Source organism: Pseudomonas sp. NFX183, from assembly GCF_047943075.1.
Lineage (GTDB): Bacteria > Pseudomonadota > Gammaproteobacteria > Pseudomonadales > Pseudomonadaceae > Aquipseudomonas.
Genome location: NZ_CP181333.1, coordinates 3,912,578 through 3,931,914, shown reverse-complemented (window position 1 = coordinate 3,931,914; position 19,337 = coordinate 3,912,578). Strand labels below are relative to the sequence as shown.

Genomic DNA, 19,337 nt, shown 5'->3' with positions numbered 1-19,337 from the left:
TTTAGGCGTCCGCCAACGCAGCGATGACCAATGAACAACTGCGCTGGCCGTAGGCGGACAGCACCAGGCGAATCTGCGCCAGGTCACGCGCCAGCACGGCGGCGAGCAGTTGCTCGAACAGCGCCAGGTACTCGCTCATGGACGCCTTGCGTTGATCCAGCGCCAGGTAATAGGCGCGGTTCATCGCCGGCTGCAGGTTCTCGACGGTTTCCTGCAAATACGGGTTGTTGGCAAAAGGGTACGCGGCGCGCATCACGTTGAAGCTTTCTTCGACGAAGGCGCGGATGTCCTGACGCTCAAAACTGTTCACCAGACGCTGCTGGATCTGCAGGAACGGCGTCATGTCGGCCTGCACCTTCCAGCCCTCGGCCACCGCATTGCCGAGCAGGATGTACAACTCGCCCATCAGCGTGCACAGGCTCTGCACCTTGTGCGCGGTGAGCTCGGTGACGTGGGCGCCACGGCGCGGCAGGATGGCGATCAGGTGGCGGCGCTCGAGGATCAATAAGGCTTCACGCACGGAACCACGGCTGACATTGAGCGCCAGCGTAACTTTCTGTTCCTGGATCCGCTCCCCAGGCTTGAGATCGCCGCGAATGATACGTTCGGCGAGGTGGTGAGCAATTTGCTCGGCGAGACTGTCCGGCGCCTTGAACGTCATGTTTTCCCTTCAGAATCTTCTATCAGTACAAGCGCGGCAGTGTAGCGCATTGGCCCGCTGATGGCGCTACGCCCACGGTGGCGAATTTGGCATGAAATAAGCAGCGATGAAAACCCACAAGCCGCCAAAAACAACGGTTCCAGAAGACTGGACCATAATTGAAAGTGTTGTGACCGTAATTTCTTGACCTCCTGGTCAGAAAATCATTGACCGAAAAGTCAGACATGACTAGATTCGGCGCAAAGCGGTTAACAACAATAATGAGTCTGCGAGGCCTTCCGTGATCCAGTTTTTACTCAACCAGGAACTCCGTAGTGAGCACGCCCTGGACCCCAACCTGACCGTGCTCAACTATTTGCGTGAGCACGTGGGCAAACCCGGTACCAAGGAAGGCTGCGCCAGCGGCGATTGCGGGGCGTGCACCGTCGTGGTCGGCGAGTTGCACCGCGACGAACAAGGCGCCGAGCAGATTCGTTATCGCAGCCTCAACTCATGCCTGACCTTTGTGTCGTCGCTGCACGGCAAACAGCTGATCAGCGTTGAAGACCTCAAGCACCAGGGCCAACTGCACAGCGTGCAAAAAGCCATGGTCGAGTGCCACGGCTCGCAATGTGGCTTTTGCACGCCGGGCTTTGTGATGTCGTTGTTTGCCCTGCAAAAGAACAGCGACGCCCCCGACAGCCAAAAAGCCCACGAAGCGCTGGCCGGCAACCTGTGCCGTTGCACCGGCTACCGCCCGATCCTGGCCGCCGCCGAACAGGCCTGCTGCAACAAACCCGTCGACCAGTTTGACAGCCGCCAGGCCGAGACCATCGCGCGCCTCAAAGCCATTGCGCCAACGCAGACCGGCGAACTCAACAGTGGCGACAAACGTTGCCTGGTGCCGCTGACCGTCGCCGACCTGGCCGATCTCTACGACGCCTACCCGCAAGCCCGGCTGCTGGCCGGCGGCACCGACCTGGCGCTGGAAGTCACGCAGTTTCATCGCACGCTGCCGGTGATGATCTACGTCGGCAATATCGAAGAAATGAAGCGCATCGAGCGCTTCGACGACCGCCTGGAAATCGGCGCCGCCACCGCCCTCTCCGACTGCTACACCGCGCTGCACCACGAATACCCGGACTTCGGCGACCTGCTGCACCGCTTCGCCTCCCTGCAAATCCGCAACCAGGGCACCTTGGGCGGCAACATCGGCAACGCTTCGCCGATTGGTGATTCGCCGCCGCTGCTGATCGCCCTGGGTGCACAGATCGTGCTGTGCAAAGGCAACGTGCGCCGCACCCTGGCGCTGGAAGACTACTTCATCGACTACCGCGTCACCGCGCGTCAGGACAGCGAGTTCATCGAGAAAATCATCGTGCCCAAGGGCCACACACTGTTCCGTGCCTACAAGGTGTCCAAGCGCCTGGACGATGATATTTCCGCGGTGTGCGCCGCTTTCAACCTGAAGATCGAGAACGGCGTGATCAACCAGGCACGCGTCGCCTTCGGAGGCATGGCCGCTACGCCCAAACGCGCGAAAAGCTGCGAAGCCGTGCTGGTGGGCGCCACCTGGAACGCCGCCACGGTGGAAAAAGCCTGCGCCGCCCTGGCCGAGGATTTCACCCCGTTGTCGGACTTTCGCGCCAGCAAGGAATACCGCCTGCTCAGCGCGCAAAACCTGCTGCGCAAATACTTCATCGAACTGCAAACGCCGCACATCGAGACTCGGGTGACCGCTTATGTCTAACCATCACGCCGTCGTTAAAACCCAGGCCGAACTCGCCGAGCTGTTCGCCCAGGACCTGACCTCCGGGGTCGGCCGCAGCGTCAAGCACGACAGCGCCGCCAAGCATGTGTCCGGCGAGGCGCAGTACATCGATGACCGCCTGGAATTTCCCAACCAACTGCACCTGTATGCGCGCATGTCCGACCGCGCCCACGCCCGCATCCTCAGCATCGACACCGCGCCCTGCTACGCCTTTGACGGCGTGCGTATCGCGATCACCCACGAAGACGTGCCGGGCCTGAAAGACATCGGCCCGCTGATGCCCGGCGACCCGTTGCTGGCCATCGACACGGTGCAGTTTGTCGGCCAGGTGGTGCTGGCCGTGGCCGCCCGCGACCTGGAAACCGCACGCAAAGCGGCCATGGCGGCGGTGATCGAATACGAAGACCTGGAGCCGGTGCTGGACGTGGTCGAGGCCTTTCGCAACAAGCATTTCGTGCTCGACAGCCACACTCACCAGCGCGGCGACTCGGCAGGTGCACTGGCCACGGCGAAAAACCGTATCCAGGGCACGCTGCACATCGGCGGCCAGGAACACTTCTACCTGGAAACCCAGATCTCGTCGGTGATGCCCACCGAAGACGGCGGCATGATCGTCTATTGCTCCACGCAAAACCCCACCGAAGTGCAGAAGCTAGTGGCCGAAGTGCTCGACGTGTCGATGAACAAAATCGTCGTCGACATGCGCCGCATGGGCGGCGGTTTCGGCGGCAAGGAAACCCAGGCCGCCAGCCCCGCCTGCCTGTGCGCGGTGGTGGCGCGCCTCACCGGCCAGCCGACCAAAATGCGCCTGCCGCGCGTCGAAGACATGCTGATGACCGGCAAGCGTCACCCGTTTTATATCGAATACGACGTGGGCTTTGACGACACGGGTCGCCTGCACGGGATCAACCTCGAACTGGCGGGTAACTGCGGCTGCTCGCCGGACTTGTCAAACTCGATTGTCGACCGCGCGATGTTCCACGCCGACAATTCGTATTACCTGGGCGACGCCACCGTTAATGGCCATCGTTGCAAGACCAACACGGCCTCCAACACCGCGTATCGCGGCTTCGGCGGGCCACAAGGCATGGTCGCCATCGAGGAAGTGATGGACGCCATCGCTCGGCACCTGGGTTTGGACCCATTGGCGGTGCGCAAGGCCAATTACTACGGCAAGACCGAGCGCAACGTCACCCACTACTACCAGACCGTCGAGCACAACATGCTCGAAGAGATGACCGCCGAGCTTGAAGCCAGCAGCCAATACGCCGAGCGCCGCGAAGCGATCCGCTTGTACAACGCCCACAGCCCGATCCTGAAAAAAGGCCTGGCGCTGACGCCGGTGAAGTTCGGTATTTCGTTTACCGCCAGCTTCCTGAACCAGGCCGGTGCGCTGATCCACATCTACACCGACGGCAGCATCCATTTGAACCACGGCGGCACCGAGATGGGCCAGGGCTTGAACACCAAGGTCGCGCAAGTGGTGGCCGAAGTGTTCCAGGTCGACATCGACCGCGTGCAGATCACCGCCACCAACACCGACAAGGTGCCCAACACCTCGCCCACCGCGGCGTCCAGCGGTGCCGACCTGAACGGCAAGGCTGCGCAGAACGCCGCCGAAACCATCAAGCAGCGCCTGGTGGAGTTTGCCGCACGCAAGTACGACGTGAGTGAAGCGGATGTGGAATTTCACAATGGTCACGTGCGGGTACGCGACCAGATCCTGACCTTTGAGAGCCTGATCCAGCAGGCGTATTTCGCCCAGGTCTCGCTGTCGAGCACCGGTTTCTACAAGACCCCGAAAATCTTCTACGACCGCAGCCAGGCGCGTGGGCGGCCGTTCTATTACTTCGCGTTCGGCGCGGCCTGCTGCGAAGTGATCGTCGACACACTCACCGGCGAATACAAGATGTTGCGCACCGACATCCTGCACGACGTGGGCGCCTCGCTGAACCCGGCCATCGACATCGGCCAGGTGGAAGGCGGCTTTATTCAGGGCATGGGCTGGCTGACCATGGAAGAGCTGGTGTGGAACAACAAAGGCAAGCTGATGACCAACGGCCCGGCCAGCTACAAGATCCCGGCCGTGGCTGACATGCCCCTGGATTTACGCGTGAAGCTGGTGGAAAACCGCAAGAACCCGGAGGACACGGTGTTCCATTCCAAGGCTGTGGGTGAGCCGCCGTTCATGCTCGGGATCGCCTCGTGGTGCGCGATCAAGGATGCCGTGGCGAGTGTGGGTGAGTATCGCCATCAGCCCAAGATCGATGCACCGGCGACGCCGGAGCGGGTGTTGTGGGGGTGTGAGCAGATGCGGCAGTTGCAGGCGGCAAAGGCTGTCGAGGCTGAAACCGAGATGGCTTCGCTCTAAGACCGAGGCGCTGCCATCGCAGGCAAGCCAGCTCCCACATTTGATGGTGTTCACACATCAAAATGTGGGAGGGGGCTTGCCCCCGATAGCGGCCTGACAGACGCCACAAGAGGTGACTATGAACAACTGGATCAGCGCCCTCGCCGACCTGCAGAACCGCGGCGAACCCTGCGTGCTGGTGACCATCATCGAAGAGCTCGGCTCCACGCCGCGCAATGCCGGCTCGAAGATGGTGATCAGCGCCGCGCAGACCTTCGACACCATCGGTGGCGGGCACCTGGAATACAAGGCGATGCAGATCGCCCGCGACATGCTCGTGCGCGGCCAGCAAAACACGCATCTGGAGCGCTTCAGCCTTGGTGCAAGCCTGGGCCAGTGCTGCGGCGGTGCGACTGTGCTGCTGTTCGAACCCATGGGCCAGGTGCAGGCGCACATTGCAGTGTTTGGCGCCGGCCACGTCGGCCGCGCGTTGGTGCCGCTATTGGCGAGCCTGCCGTGCCGGGTGCGCTGGATCGATTCCCGCGACCAGGAGTTTCCGGAAGACATTCCCCAGGGCGTGCGTAAAATCGTCAGCGAGGAGCCGGTCGACGAAATTACCGACCTGCCAGTGGGCAGTTACTGCATCGTCATGACCCACAATCACGCGCTGGACCTGGAACTGACCGCCGCGCTGCTCAAGCGCAATGACTTTGCCTACTTCGGCCTGATCGGCTCGAAAACCAAACGGGTCAAGTTCGAACACCGCCTGCGTGATCGCGGCTTCGACACCGCGCAACTGCAACGCATGCGCTGCCCGATGGGCCTCACCGAGGTGAAGGGCAAACTGCCGGTGGAGATCGCCATCTCCATCGCCGGCGAAATCATCGCCACCTATAACGCCAATTTCGGCCAGCACACCGCGAGCGCCGAACCCATTGCCAAACTGCTGCCGGCCTCGCGCCGCAGCCAAGCACTCTAAATTGAGAACACCATGCCTTTGACTCGCAAAGCCTACCGTGCCGCCATCCTGCACAGCATCGCCGACCCTGCTGAAGTGGGGATCGAAGCGTCCTATGAGTATTTCGAAGACGGCCTGCTGGTGATCGATAACGGCCAGATCAGCGCCCTGGGCCACGCCAGCGATTTGCTGCCGACGCTGCCCGCCGACATCGACGTTACTCATTATCAGGATGCGCTGATCACCCCGGGCCTGATCGACACCCATATTCACCTGCCGCAAACCGGCATGGTCGGCGCCTATGGCGAGCAGTTGCTGGATTGGCTCAACACCTACACCTTCCCGTGCGAAAGCCAGTTCGCCGACAAGGCCCATGCCAAAGAAGTCGCGGATATCTTCATCAAGGAACTGCTGCGCAACGGCACCACCACGGCGCTGGTGTTCGGCAGCGTGCACCCGCAATCAGTCAATTCGTTTTTTGAAGCGGCCGAGAAGCTCGACCTGCGCATGATCGCCGGCAAGGTAATGATGGACCGCAACGCGCCGGACTATCTGACCGACACCGCCGAATCCGGCTACCAGGAAAGCAAGGCGCTGATCGAACGCTGGCATGGCAAGGGCCGTTTGCACTATGCGGTCACGCCACGTTTTGCCCCGACCAGCACCCCGGCGCAACTGACGCTGGCCGGGCAATTGCTGGGCGAATACCCGGACCTGTACATGCAGACGCACATCAGTGAAAACCTGCAGGAAGTGGAATGGGTGAAAGAGCTGTTCCCGGAGCGCAAGGGCTACCTGGACGTGTATGACCACTACAAATTGCTGGGTGAGCGCTCGGTGTTTGCCCACGGCGTGCACCTGTGCGATGACGAGTGCGCGCGCCTCGCCGAAACGGGTTCGGCGGTAGCGTTCTGCCCGACCTCGAACTTCTTCCTCGGCAGTGGCTTGTTCAACTTGCCGATGGCCGAGAAGCACAAGCTGAATGTCGGCCTGGGCACCGACGTGGGCGGCGGTACCAGCTTCTCGCTGCTGCAAACCTTGAACGAAGCCTACAAGGTCATGCAGTTGCAGGGCGCGCGGTTGAGCCCGTTCAAGTCGCTGTACCTGGCCACTTTGGGCGGCGCGCGAGCGCTGCGTTTGGAAGACAAGATCGGCACCTTGCAGCCAGGCACTGACGCGGACTTTTTGGTGCTGGATTACAACGCCACGCCGCTGCTCAGCTATCGCTTGAAGCAGGCGAACAACATTTCCGAGACGTTGTTTGTGTTGATGACGCTGGGGGATGACCGGGCGGTGTTGCAGACGTATGCGGCCGGCAATCTCGTGCATCAACGCTGATCTAAAGCACGCCGAGAAGCAAATGTGGGAGCGGGCTTGCTCGCGAATACGGAGTGTCAGTCACCAGATGCATTGACTGATCTACCGCATTCGCGAGCAAGCCCGCTCCCACATTTCTGGCCCTGTTGAGTCAGGGAAATTACAGCTTTACGGACGAGCGTCCCGGCTTTTTCGTCTGCAGCAAATGCGAAAACACCGCGTGCAAATCATCCGACGCGCTTTCCTCATCGAGGTTGAGCTTGCTGTCGATGTGATCCATGTGGTGCATCATCAGGTTCACCGCCAACGTTGCATCGCGTGCTTCGATCGCATCGATCAGCTGCGTGTGCTCATCGTAAGAACAGTGCGAGCGGTTGCCGCTTTCGTACTGGGCGATGATCAACGAGGTCTGCGACACCAGGCTGCGCTGGAAGCTGATCAGCGGCGCGTTCTTCGCCGCCTCGGCCAGCTTGAGGTGGAATTCGCCGGAGAGGCGGATACCGGCACCGCGGTCGCCGCGGGAGAAGCTGTCGCGCTCGTCGTTGACCATCTGGCGCAGCTCGGCCAGCTGTTCGGCCGTGGCGTGCTGCACTGCCAATTCCGTGATCGCCCGTTCGACCAGACGCCGGGCCAAAAATACCTGGCGCGCTTCTTCTACACTCGGGCTCGCCACCACCGCACCACGATTGGGCCGCAGCAGTACCACGCCTTCATGGGCCAGACGCGAGAGCGCGCGGCGAATGATGGTGCGGCTGACGCCGAAGATTTCGCCCAGTGCCTCTTCACTCAACTTGGTTCCGGGCGCCAGGCGTTGTTCAAGGATGGCCTCGAAGATATGCGCGTAAACGATATCGTCCTGGGTTCCGCTGCGACCGGCCTTGCCGGCTCGCGGTTGTTTCTTGAGAGGTTGCAACTGTTCGTTCATGGGCACTCGGGTTTGGAGAACGGCGGCGAATTAACGGTAATACGGCAAGCGCGGGTTGCTGGCAAGTATCACCTAAAAACAGGGCACATTGTACACAACCCAATGCGCCAACACACTGTACGGCTGTTTGCAGCGTCGGCTGTATCGCAACGAGTAGTTACGTTTGAGTTTAGGCTTGAATCTGCGCCTTCACTGACAAATACCCAGGTAAAAGGAACACCTCTCCATGAACGACGCCACCCAAGCGCCTTTGCGCCCGTTGGCCGACACTTCTGCGTCGGCCATCGTCGCCGGCTTCATTGCCATGATGACCGGCTACACCAGCTCGCTGGTCCTGATGTTTCAGGCCGGCCAGGCCGCCGGGTTGACCACGGCGCAGATTTCTTCGTGGATCTGGGCCATCTCCATCGGCATGGCGGTGTGCAGCATCGGCTTGTCCCTGCGCTATCGCACGCCCATCACCATTGCCTGGTCCACACCCGGCGCGGCGCTGTTGATCACCAGCCTGGGCGGCGTGAGTTACGGCGAGGCCATTGGTGCCTACATCACCTGCGCCGTGCTGGTGACGCTGTGCGGGCTGACCGGCAGTTTCGAAAAACTGGTCAAGCGCATCCCATCGTCGCTGGCGGCGGCCTTGCTGGCGGGAATCCTGTTCAAGATCGGCAGCGAGATTTTCGTCGCCGCGCAGCATCGCACCGGCCTGGTGCTGGGGATGTTTTTCACGTACCTGATCATCAAGCGCCTGTCGCCACGCTATGCGGTGCTCGCCGCGCTGGTGCTTGGCACTGTGCTGTCGGGGCTGATGGGGTTGCTGGATTTCAGTGTTTTTCACCTCGAAGTGGCGATACCGGTGTGGACCACGCCGCATTTCTCGCTGGCGGCGACCATCAGTATCGGCATTCCGCTGTTCGTGGTGGCAATGACCTCGCAGAACATGCCCGGCGTCGCCGTGCTGCGCGCCGATGGCTACACCGTGCCCGCCTCGCCTTTGATCACCGCCACCGGCCTGGCCTCGCTGGTGCTCGCGCCCTTCGGCTCCCACGGCATCAACCTGGCGGCAATCAGCGCGGCCATCTGCACCGGGCCGCATGCCCATGAAGACCGCAACAAGCGCTACACCGCCGCGGTGTGGTGCGGCGTGTTCTACGGGATTGCCGGAGTATTTGGCGCGACCTTGGCGGCATTGTTCGCCGCATTGCCAAAGGAACTGGTGCTGTCGATTGCAGCGCTGGCGTTGTTTGGCTCGATCATCAATGGCTTGAGCATCGCCATGAATGAGCCGAAGGAACGCGAAGCGGCGCTGATCACCTTTATGGTCACCGCGTCAGGCTTGACGTTGTTTTCCATCGGTTCGGCGTTCTGGGGGATTGTGGCGGGGGTGTTGACGCTGCTGATTCTGAACGGGCGCAAGGCATAAAAAAACGGCGACCCGAAGGTCGCCGTTTTTTTCAGTATCACTTAGCCGCGTTGATCGGCTTTTCTGGATACCACACGTCCAGCAACGGGCTGACTTCAGCCTTGGTCAGCTCGGAACGGGTTTTCAGCCAGGCTTCAACAGCAGCACGCTGCTCTTCGGAGACCGAGCCACGCTTCTGCAGGCAAACCAGACCGAAGTCATCGCCGCCGACATAGCCCAGACCGTTGGCTTCCATGGCTTCTTTGATGAATGCTTCGAGGAAAGCGTCGATAGCTTCTTCACTCAGGCCTTCGTTGAAGTCCAGGTTCAGTTCGAAACCCAGCTCTTGAAATTCATCAACGCACAGTTTTTTGCGCAGACGCTGGGAACGGTTAGTCGCCATTGGAACAATCCTCATAAGTAATAACGGGCGGCACTTTAGCAGTTTAAGGCAAGGATTGCCCGACTCTCTGGGACAGGCGGCTATCTGTCTGCAAAAAAACGCGCAATACCAGCTATCGTTCAGCTACAACTGGATCCACCTTGGGGCATAATGCCGACACTTTCGTGACCAATGAGGGATTTTCTTCCATACCCCTCGCCTTTTTCACCCTTCTCAGCAGTAGGGTTTTATTCCTTATGATCAAATCTTTTCGTTCCGTGTTATTAGCCAGCGTTCTTCTTCCACTGGCCTTTTCCGCCGCTGCCGCCCCAGTCAACAACACCCTGCCACCCAACGTTGCGCAGGCCTTGCAGAAAGCCAAGCTGCAAAATACCGCGCTGTCGCTGGTGATGCTGCCCCTCACCGGCCCCGGTACCCCCACCGTGTTCAACGCCGACGTGTCGGTGAACCCGGCCTCCACCATGAAGCTGGTCACCACTTACGCTGCCCTGGAAATGCTCGGCCCCAACCATCAGTGGAAGACCGAGTTCTACACCGACGGCACGCTCAGCGGTGGCGTCTTGCACGGCAACCTCTACCTCAAGGGCGGCGGCGACCCGAAGCTGAACATGGAAAAACTCTGGCTGCTGATGCGCGACCTGCGTGCCAATGGCGTGCAGCAAGTCACCGGTGACCTGGTGCTCGACCGCAGCTTCTTCAACCAGCCGCAATTGCCCGAATTCAATGACGACGGCAATGACGAGAACAAGCCGTTCCTGGTCAAGCCCGACGCCCTGCTGGTCAACCTCAAGGCCCTGCGCTTCGTGACCCGCAATGATTCGGGCCGCGTGATCGTATCGGTCGAGCCGCCGATTGCCAGCATTCGCATCGACAACCAGGTGAAAGTCTCCAACGCCAAGCAATGCACCGGTGACGTGCGCTACAGCCCGGTCACCGCCGCCGACGGCAGTGTCACCGTGACAGTCAGCGGCCAACTGGGCGATGGCTGCAGTTCGCAGACTTACCTGTCGCTGCTCGACCACGCCACCTACACCGCCGGCGCGGTGCGTGCGATCTGGCAGGAATTGGGCGGCACCATCCAGGGCCGCGACATCCAGGCGCCCGTGCCCAAGGACGCCAAAGTACTCGCCCGTGCCTTCTCGCCGGACCTGGCGGAAATCATCCGCGACATCAACAAATACAGTAACAACACCATGGCCCAGCAGCTGTTCCTGAGCCTGGGCGCGCAATTTCGCAACGATGCCGACGGCGACGACGCCAAGGCTGCGCAACGTGTGGTCCGTCAGTGGCTGGCGAAGAAAGGCATCACCGCGCCGCACCTTGTAATGGAGAACGGCTCCGGCCTGTCGCGCGCCGAACGTGTCAGCGCCCGCGAGATGGCGGCCATGCTGCAAGCCGCCTGGAAAAGCCCATACGCGGCGGAATACATCAGCTCGCTGCCGATTGCCGGCACCGACGGCACCATGCGTAAACGCCTGAAGACCACCGCCATGCGCGGCGAAGCCCACGTCAAGACTGGCACCCTGAACACCGTGCGTGCCATCGCCGGGTTCAGCCGTGACAACAATGGCAACACCTGGGTGGTGGTGGCGATCCTCAACGATTCGAAACCGTGGGGCGCCTCATCAGTACTGGACCAGGTGCTGCTGGACCTGTATCGCCAGCCGAAGCTGGCGGCGGCTGCGCCGGTGCTCTAAAGGCAACACAGATCAAATGTGCGAGCGGGCTTGCCTGCGATAGCGGTGTATCAGTGTCAGATTCGCTGACTGACACGCTGCAATCGCAGGCAAGCCAGCCCCCAACATGAATGCGCGCCGTCTGAAAAAATCTGTCAATCAAGCCCTGATTCGCTCAGCCTCCACCCGGTCCCTGCCCGCCTGCTTGGCCCTATACACCGCCGAGTCCGCCCGCAGCAGCAGCCCGTCAATGCCGTCATCGATCCGCCAACTGGCCACACCGAAGCTGGCGGTCACGATGCCCACCGTTTCCATCGGCGCACTGCGCAACGACTGCCACAACTCCATCGCCAGGCTGTACGCCTGCTCGCAATCAGTGTGCGGGCACAGCACCACGAACTCTTCGCCGCCCAGTCGGCAAAACACATCCGTGCGCCGCAGGCGCTGACTGATGCGCTTGCACACCTCCTGCAACACCCCATCGCCTACCGCGTGACCGTACTGGTCGTTGATGCGCTTGAAGTGGTCGATATCCAGCATGATCAACGACAGCGCCCCACAGGTGCGGTTGAGCCTGAGCATCTCGACCTTGAGGCGATCCTGGAAATAACGCCGGTTATGAATGCCCGTCAGCGAATCGGTAATGGACAGTGCGCGCAGCTCTTCTTCCACCCGCTTGAGATCGGAAATATCCGACACGTAGCCATGCCACAGCGTACCGCCGCCCGGCAGTTCTTCAGGCGTGGCTTCGCCGCGAATCCAGCGCAGACCGCGTTGTGGCAACAGCACGCGGTACTCTTCGCGCCAGTGGCTCAGCTGCAACGCCGACAAGCGTATCGACAGGCGGACCCGCTCAACGTCTTGGGGATGAATGCGCTCGAAGACCTTGGCCGCGTCCTGTTGCAACACGCCGGTTTCGATTTCATAGATATCGCGCATGCCATCGCTGGCATAGATAAAACGCCCGTTGCCCTGAGGCTCGAGGGTGAACTGGAAGATCCCGCCGGGCACATGGGCACTGAGTTTTTTCAACAAACGATCGCGCACCGCCAACGCCTCGTAGGCGCGTTTCTGCTCGGTGACATCCAGGTAAATCGCCAGATGCCCGATCCACAAGCCATGGTCATCCAGCAATACGGTGCCGAGCATGTTCACCGTCAAGGGGCTGCCATTTTCGCGTAACAGGGTCCACTCGCGCGCCTGGTGCAGGTGGTCCGGGCTCTCCACCAGCATCGCCTGGCTTGGCGGGATGCGCTTGCCCATGGCCGCGCTCAAACGGGTGGCGCGCGCTTCGAGCTCAGCGGCCAGGTGCAGGCTTTCCAGGGTCATGCGCCCCAGTACCTGGTCGGACGTGTACCCCAGCATTTGCTCGGCCCCGGCATTGAACGTGTTGATCACCCCGCGCAAGTCAGTGGCGATGATCGCGACCTGGGTGGCCGCATTCAGCACGCTGCGCAATTGCCCGTGCGCACCGCGCAATTCCTGTTCACGCAGGCGCAACTGCTCGGTGCGCTGCTCGACCAGTTTCAGCGCGCGCTGGCGTTGGCTGACCACCACATACAACAAGGCACTGAGCAGCAGGCTGAGCAACCCGCCCATGGTCAGGATGGTGCTCATCGAGGAGTGGTTGGCCTGATCGAAGACCTGGCTGCCACGCAACGTGAGGGCATACACATGGTCGCCGAGGGTCAAACGGCGCGCGGCGCTGAGGTCGCTAGCGCCCACCGCATTGCTCGAGGCATACAGCACGCGCTGCTGGGCGTCGGAGGTATCGACGATCTGCATCACCAGGTTGTCGCGGTTCGGCTTGGGCAAACCGTCGGCCACCAGCTGTCGCATGCTGATCACCGCCATCACGAAGCCGCTTGGCTCGGCCTCAGCCGGCTTGCGCACGGGCGCCACCAGCAAAACCCCGGCCGCATAGGCCGGCTCCACGCCCACCAATTGCATCGGCTGGGATACCGCGGGCGTACCGCTTTCTTGCGCACGTTCAAGGACCGAGCGCCGAAGCGGCTGTGCCAACAGGTCGAAGCCGAGCGGCGAGCCCAGCAGGCTTTGGGTTTGGCTATACAACACCGGCACGTATTCATCGCGCTCGGCGGCAGGCGCCAACTCCCCTGACGAATTCAGTTCACGGATGGCAAAGGGCGCGCCGCGCTGGCGCGAGATCTCCTGTTCAAACGGCTTGCGCTGATCGCGAAAAATCCGCGGTGCCCAGGCATACGCGCGGGCGCGCAACAGCAAGGGTTGGGCAAATCCATCGAACTCGGCGCGGGACACATCACTGGAATTGACGAAGAAGCGCTGCAGGCTGGCCAGGCGTTGCTCCTGGTCTTCGAGGCGCTCCTGCAGGCGGGTGTAGCGTTCATTGACCAGCAACTGGAAACGCTGGCGAACCTGTTGCTGATACAGATCGGCGGCGGCCCAGGCAATAATTACCGTCAGCGCGCAACCTGCCAATAACACCACCAATGCCACCAGCCAAGCCGACGCCTGCTCACTGATAAAGCCTAGGATTTTGGGGCGTACGGCATGCATCGGCATAGGCAACACTCACAACGCCAGCGTGCGGGGCTGTCACTTTGGCTAGGGCTTCAGTTATAGCCATGAGGCCACTGTTTGACCAGCGCAAAAAAGCCGCAAACCCGGAATACGCCAGGCTTGCGGCTTTTTGTTCCAACTTGGTGCAGCAATCAGCGCGCAGTGATTTTCCACGCCCGGTGGATCTTCGCGTTACGCGCGAAATCCGGGTCGAGGGTCTTGTCGCTGATTTCCTCGACCGCATAGCGTTCGCTGAGGTTGTCCTCGAGCACGAACTTGCGGAAGTTGTTCGAGAAGTACAACACGCCGCCCGGTGCCAGGCGCGCCATGGCCAGGTCGAGCAACTGCACGTGGTCACGCTGCACGTCGAAGATGCCTTCCATGCGCTTGGAGTTGGAGAAGGTCGGCGGATCAATGAAGATCAAGTCGAACTCATCGCGGCTGGCTTCCAGCCACGCCATCACGTCGCCCTGCTCCAGACGGTTCTTGTCGGAGAAACCGTTGAGCGAGAAGTTGCGACGTGCCCAGTCCAGGTAGGTCTTGGACAAGTCGACGCTGGTAGTGCTGCGCGCGCCGCCCTTGGCCGCGTGCACACTGGCGGTAGCGGTGTAGCAATAAAGGTTGAGGAAGCGCTTGCCGGCCGCTTCCTTCTGGATGCGCATGCGCATCGGGCGGTGGTCGAGAAACAGGCCGGTGTCCAGGTAATCGGTGAGGTTGACCAGCAGCTTCACGCCGCCTTCGCTGACCTCGGTGAACTTGCCCTGGGCGCTCTGGCGCTCGTACTGCTTGGTGCCGCTCTGACGCTCGCGACGCTTGACCACCACGCGGCTCTTGTCGACGTTCAGCGCCTGGGGAATCGCGGCCAGCGCATCGAACATGCGTGCGGAAGCTTTTTCCGGGTCGATGGATTTCGGCGCGGCGTATTCCTGCACGTGCACCCAGTCGTGGTAGAGGTCGATGGCCATGGAGTATTCCGGCATGTCGGCGTCGTACACACGGTAGCAATCCACGCCTTCGCGCTTGGCCCACTTGCCCAGCTGCTTGAGGTTCTTCTGCAGGCGGTTGGCGAACATCTGCCCGCCTTCGCTCAGGCGCGCCTGTTCAACCACCGGGGCCGGGGCTGGCTTGATCGGGTTACCGTTCTTGTTGTACTGGCGCTCTTGCGGCTCGGTCGGGGCCTGATCGTAAGCGGCCTGCTCACGTTCGGCCTGACGCTGCTCCGGGGTGCGGCGCTCGCCGGTGACGAACTGGTCCGGGTTGACTTTGATCAGCAGCAGTTTGCACGGCAAGGCGCCGTTCCAGAACGAATACTGTTTGTGGCTGCGGATGCCCATGCGCTTGCCCAGGTCCGGCGCGCCGGTGAACACCGCCGCTTCCCAACCCATGCAGGCCTGACGCAGACGCTCGCCGAGGTTCTGGTAGAGGTACAAAAGGCTGGCTTCGTCACCCAGACGCTCGCCGTACGGCGGGTTGCAGATGACCAAACCTTTTTGATTCTGGTCCGGACGCGGCTCGAAGGTGCCGACTTCGCCCTGGTACACCTTGATCCAGTGGCTCAGGCCAGCGCGCTCGATGTTATTGCGCGCGGGCTGAATCAAGCGTGGGTCGGCTTCGTAGCCTCGCACCCACAACGGCGGCTTGTTCATGCCGATGGCCGCCCGCTCGGTCGCTTCGGTGTGCAGCTTTTTCCACAGCGCCGGAACGTGGCCGAGCCAGGTGGTGAAGCCCCACAGTTCGCGATTGAGGTTGGGGGCCATGTCGGCGGCGATCATTGCGCCTTCGACCAGGAAAGTACCCACGCCACACATCGGGTCGGTCAGCGCGCCGCCTTCGGCCGCAATGCGCGGCCAGCCGGCGCGAATCAAAATCGCCGCCGCCAGGTTTTCCTTCAACGGTGCCGCGCCCTGCTGCAGGCGGTAACCGCGCTGGTGCAGGCTGTGGCCGGACAAGTCGAGCGACAGGATTGCTTCGCCGCGGTCCAGGCGCAGATGAATACGCAGGTCCGGGTTGATCTTGTCGATGGAGGGGCGTTCGCCGGTCGGGGTGCGCAGCTTGTCGACGATCGCATCCTTGACCTTCAGCGCGCCGAAGTGGGTGTTGTCGATGCCCGAACCGTGGCCGCTGAATTCCACCGCCAGGGTGCCATCCGGAACCATGTGGTCAGCCCATTCGATGTCCAGCACGCCATGGTATAGGTCTTCAGCGTCCTTCATCGGGAAGCGCTTGAGCACCAGCAATACGCGGTTGGCCAGGCGCGACCAGAGGCACAGGCGGTAGGCGGTTTCCATGTCGGCCATGCCGCGCACGGCCGAGGTGTGCTCGCGTGCGTCCTCAAGGCCAAGCCCGACGGCTTCCTCGATCAGCAGGCCTTCGAGGCCCTTGGGGCAAGTGAGGAAGAGTTCAAAACGGTCCGACATGGGGCATTCCAGGCTTTTCAGCAATAAATGAACAGGCGACGCATCGCCGGCTCGGTTTTTAATCAAGCACTTTTCTTGAAGAGTGCTCGCGTGGCACGAATGTGCCGTCCCACCCCGGCTGCCGGGCCTTTGGGCCAGAATTTCCGGGGCAGAGAAATAATTGATCGCAACAAAAAGAAATATTCCGACCCTTCGTCGAATAATAACCGACTGCGGCGGACGGACATTCTCACTAAAGGATTAAACCCATCCTCTATGCAGGGCACATCATAGCTGGCTTTGCCCAACAAAAGGGGCGAAAAGCCATCCCAGCTTATGGCTATAGCATCGTTATCGTTACGTGCTTATGACAAAACGATCATTGAATCCATGTGACCTATTGGTTAGAACTCAACACAGGTTGGCGCCGTAACGACGCCGACACATCGGCTCGCCACGCCGGCAGCGAGCCCACCAACGGCAGAAAAACTCTGCCCGGCCTCAGACGAGGCCGAAGGATATCAAGACAGTCAACAAGTGAGGGAAACACCCTATGAGAAGACTTAAGCGTGATCCGTTGGAAAGAGCATTTTTACGCGGATATCAATATGGCGTTCATGGCAAATCCCGTGAGCTTTGCCCATTTACTCTACCGTCGGTACGCCAAGCCTGGATCAACGGCTGGCGAGAAGGACGCGGCGACAACTGGGACGGTATGACTGGCACTGCGGGAATCCACAGACTCAACGAACTTCACGCCGTCGGCTAACACAGGGCACTTAATCCGACACACCACCTTGAATATGTAACGACTTAACCACGCACGCCCCATCAGGGCGGCGGGCTTCGGCCCAGGGGCTCCTTTAGGGAGCCCTTTTTATTGGGTCGGTGGCGATGCGGACTACACACTCACAGGTGTATTTTTTAGCCTGCCATCGCCAACAAGCCGCGCGCCTACCTTTTTGGCAAGGCCGCTATCGCATCCACCGACTCGCGAATCAGCGACGGTCCTTTATAGATAAAACCTGAGTACAGCTGCACCAGGCTTGCACCGGCGGCGATCTTCTCGGCCGCGTGCTTGCCTTCGGTGATGCCGCCCACGGCGATGATCGGCAAGCGCCCGGCCAACTCAGCCGCCAGCACCTTGACGATGTGAGTGCTCTTGTCGCGCACCGGCGCGCCCGACAGCCCACCCGCTTCATCACCATGCGCCAGCCCTTCGACACCCACACGGCTGAGGGTGGTGTTGGTGGCGATCACCGCATCCATGCCCGAATCCACCAGCGCCTGAGCGACCAGCACGGTTTCTTCATCGCTCATGTCTGGCGCAATCTTGATGGCCAACGGCACACGTTTGCCATGACGTATGGCCAGGTCTTCCTGGCGCTGACGCAAGGCTTCGAGCAGTTGCTTGAGCGAATCACCGAACTGCAGGCTACGCAGACCCGGCGTATTCGGCGAGCTGACGTTGACGGTGACGTAGCTGGCGTGGGCGTAGACCTTGTCCAGGCAAATCAGGTAATCATCGACGGCGCGCTCTACGGGCGTGTCGAAGTTCTTGCCGATATTGATGCCGAGGATGCCCTTGTATTTCGCGGCTTGAACCCGTGAAAGCAGATGATCAACGCCCAGGTTGTTAAAGCCCATGCGATTGATGATCGCCTCGGCTTCCGGCAGGCGAAAGATCCGTGGTTTTGGGTTGCCCGGTTGCGGGCGTGGCGTCACGGTGCCGATTTCGACAAAACCGAAACCCAATTGCGCAAACCCGTCGATGGCCGCGCCGTTCTTGTCGAGGCCGGCAGCCAGCCCGACCGGGTTGGGGAAGTCGAGTCCCATCACCGATACCGGCATTTTTGCCGGTGCCTTGCATACCAGGCCATTGAGCCCCAGACGACCACCGGCACCGATCAGGTCCAGGGACAGATCGTGGGAGGTTTCCGGAGAGAGTTTGAACAACAGCTGGCGGGCCAGGGTATACATGGGCGGGCTAGACTCGGATGGCGGCGAAAGGTGGCGCCGATTATAGCCGGGGTGGCGCGCCAGGTGCGAGGTGCGCCGTCCAATCCTCAATGACGTTGTGCTACCAACGCCTCATACCGCGCCCATATTTTTTCTGCGTAGCGCAAACGCAACGCTTCACGCTCAGGTGCCGCGCCGGCGTTGTAGGAGCCCACGGCTGTCCAGTTGTAACCGAAACGCTGGATAAACCCGGCAAGAATCGAAGCGCCCACCTCGACCGACAAGCAGGGCTCACTCAATAACCGCTCCTCGGTAATGCCCTGCTTGGCCAGGCGAGGCAAGTGCATGCTGTTGATCTGCATCAGGCCAATATCCCGGGAGCCATCGCTGTTGAGCGCGTTCACGGCGTGCGCGCGGTAACCCGATTCCACAGCGGCGATGGCCTGTAAAAGCTCAGGTTCGAGGTCATAGCGGCTAGCCACCTCTTCCCAGCAATTGGCCCAGGCCTGATGGCTGCCCATCAACAGGCTCAACACCAACGCTTTGCCCAATCGATTAATCATGAGTCACCTGCCCACAAGCCGAGCAGATGCGTTGCACACGCCCTGGCCCCGTCTGGAGAATGGCGCGCTGCTCGGCTTTCACGGCACAGGTAAAGCGATACCCCCTGCCGTAAATTGTCTTGATAAAGCCCTTGTCCTTCTTCAGCTGCTTACGCAATGCGTAGATACAGCGCGTCAGCGATTCCTCTGCAACCTCCCCTCGGGGCCAGACCAACTCAAGCAGACGATCCTTGGTCATCAATGCTCCGTCAGAAGCCAACAGCAGCCGCAGTACATGCCACTCCTTGGGCGGCAACTGAATATCCGCGCCTTCGCCGATCAATCGGCCATCGCCCTGCAAGGTCCACCCGGCAAACACCCAGGCAGCCGTCAGCCCATCATTCACGAGGGTCATGCACACCTCTGCACCCGACTACTGACATTGAATTCCTTGTTTCCAGAA

15 protein-coding genes are annotated in these 19,337 nt (G+C 60.9%); 7 read left to right on the top strand and 8 right to left on the bottom strand.

Annotation, left to right across the window (positions count from 1 at the left end):
• Nucleotide 1 precedes the first annotated feature (1 nt).
• Nucleotides 2-661: a GntR family transcriptional regulator gene (locus tag ACM530_RS18405; RefSeq protein WP_145159092.1), complete on the bottom strand. Its 660-nt coding sequence runs from the start codon at nucleotides 659-661 to the stop codon at nucleotides 2-4.
• A gap of 280 nt (nucleotides 662-941) precedes the next feature.
• On the opposite strand from ACM530_RS18405, the gene xdhA reads away from it, so the two are divergent.
• The 4 genes from xdhA (at nucleotide 942) to guaD (ending at nucleotide 7,057) form a co-directional block, all read left to right on the top strand.
• The gene (gene xdhA / locus ACM530_RS18400; protein WP_145159094.1) at nucleotides 942-2,390 is read left to right on the top strand and encodes a xanthine dehydrogenase small subunit; all 1,449 of its coding nucleotides are present in this window, start codon (nucleotides 942-944) and stop codon (nucleotides 2,388-2,390) included.
• Nucleotides 2,383-4,782: a xanthine dehydrogenase molybdopterin binding subunit gene (xdhB, locus tag ACM530_RS18395; RefSeq protein WP_145159096.1), complete on the top strand. Its 2,400-nt coding sequence runs from the start codon at nucleotides 2,383-2,385 to the stop codon at nucleotides 4,780-4,782. Before xdhA ends, xdhB begins: the two co-directional genes overlap by 8 nt.
• A 118-nt stretch (nucleotides 4,783-4,900) precedes the next feature.
• Nucleotides 4,901-5,740 (top strand): xanthine dehydrogenase accessory protein XdhC, encoded by an 840-nt coding sequence (gene xdhC / locus ACM530_RS18390; protein ID WP_416362844.1) that lies wholly within the window; start codon nucleotides 4,901-4,903, stop codon nucleotides 5,738-5,740.
• Nucleotides 5,741-5,752: 12 nt separating this feature from the next.
• Nucleotides 5,753-7,057 (top strand): guanine deaminase, encoded by a 1,305-nt coding sequence (gene guaD / locus ACM530_RS18385; protein WP_416362843.1) that lies wholly within the window; start codon nucleotides 5,753-5,755, stop codon nucleotides 7,055-7,057.
• Between the two features lie 139 nt (nucleotides 7,058-7,196).
• Here the strand turns inward: guaD and ACM530_RS18380 are convergent, their stop codons facing one another.
• The gene (locus tag ACM530_RS18380; protein WP_017134778.1) at nucleotides 7,197-7,961 is read right to left on the bottom strand and encodes a GntR family transcriptional regulator; all 765 of its coding nucleotides are present in this window, start codon (nucleotides 7,959-7,961) and stop codon (nucleotides 7,197-7,199) included.
• Between the two features lie 226 nt (nucleotides 7,962-8,187).
• Between ACM530_RS18380 and ACM530_RS18375 the strand changes: the two genes are divergently transcribed.
• On the top strand, nucleotides 8,188-9,378 hold the full coding sequence (locus tag ACM530_RS18375; RefSeq protein ID WP_416362842.1) for a benzoate/H(+) symporter BenE family transporter: 1,191 nt from the start codon (nucleotides 8,188-8,190) through the stop codon (nucleotides 9,376-9,378).
• A 37-nt stretch (nucleotides 9,379-9,415) separates the two neighbouring features.
• On the opposite strand, the gene ACM530_RS18370 is transcribed toward ACM530_RS18375, so the two are convergent.
• Entirely contained in the window at nucleotides 9,416-9,760 is a 345-nt protein-coding gene (locus ACM530_RS18370; RefSeq protein ID WP_016979277.1) for a YggL family protein, read from the bottom strand.
• A gap of 236 nt (nucleotides 9,761-9,996) precedes the next feature.
• Here ACM530_RS18370 and dacB point away from each other — a divergent pair, with 236 nt between their 5' ends.
• Nucleotides 9,997-11,457, top strand: a complete 1,461-nt coding sequence (dacB, locus tag ACM530_RS18365) for a D-alanyl-D-alanine carboxypeptidase/D-alanyl-D-alanine-endopeptidase (protein WP_404484227.1) — start codon at nucleotides 9,997-9,999, stop codon at nucleotides 11,455-11,457.
• A 138-nt stretch (nucleotides 11,458-11,595) separates the two neighbouring features.
• On the opposite strand, the gene ACM530_RS18360 is transcribed toward dacB, so the two are convergent.
• Together ACM530_RS18360 and rlmKL are read right to left on the bottom strand one after the other, a co-directional pair.
• A complete protein-coding gene (locus tag ACM530_RS18360; RefSeq protein WP_416362841.1) occupies nucleotides 11,596-13,980 on the bottom strand; it encodes a diguanylate cyclase in 2,385 nt (794 codons plus the stop codon).
• Between the two features lie 149 nt (nucleotides 13,981-14,129).
• On the bottom strand, nucleotides 14,130-16,394 hold the full coding sequence (gene rlmKL / locus ACM530_RS18355; protein ID WP_145159108.1) for a bifunctional 23S rRNA (guanine(2069)-N(7))-methyltransferase RlmK/23S rRNA (guanine(2445)-N(2))-methyltransferase RlmL: 2,265 nt from the start codon (nucleotides 16,392-16,394) through the stop codon (nucleotides 14,130-14,132).
• A 532-nt stretch (nucleotides 16,395-16,926) separates the two neighbouring features.
• Here rlmKL and rmf point away from each other — a divergent pair.
• Nucleotides 16,927-17,142: a ribosome modulation factor gene (rmf, locus tag ACM530_RS18350; RefSeq protein WP_002553055.1), complete on the top strand. Its 216-nt coding sequence runs from the start codon at nucleotides 16,927-16,929 to the stop codon at nucleotides 17,140-17,142.
• A gap of 185 nt (nucleotides 17,143-17,327) precedes the next feature.
• Here rmf and ACM530_RS18345 read toward each other — a convergent pair whose 3' ends face one another.
• The 3 genes from ACM530_RS18345 to ACM530_RS18335 form a co-directional block, all read right to left on the bottom strand.
• A complete protein-coding gene (locus tag ACM530_RS18345; RefSeq protein WP_262208385.1) occupies nucleotides 17,328-18,353 on the bottom strand; it encodes a quinone-dependent dihydroorotate dehydrogenase in 1,026 nt (341 codons plus the stop codon).
• Nucleotides 18,354-18,439: 86 nt separating this feature from the next.
• Nucleotides 18,440-18,895, bottom strand: coding sequence for a transglycosylase SLT domain-containing protein (locus ACM530_RS18340; RefSeq protein ID WP_145159113.1), 456 nt, complete (start codon nucleotides 18,893-18,895; stop codon nucleotides 18,440-18,442).
• Nucleotides 18,888-19,289, bottom strand: a complete 402-nt coding sequence (locus tag ACM530_RS18335; protein WP_106576312.1) for a winged helix-turn-helix domain-containing protein — start codon at nucleotides 19,287-19,289, stop codon at nucleotides 18,888-18,890. Before ACM530_RS18335 ends, ACM530_RS18340 begins: the two co-directional genes overlap by 8 nt.
• Nucleotides 19,290-19,337 lie beyond the last annotated feature (48 nt).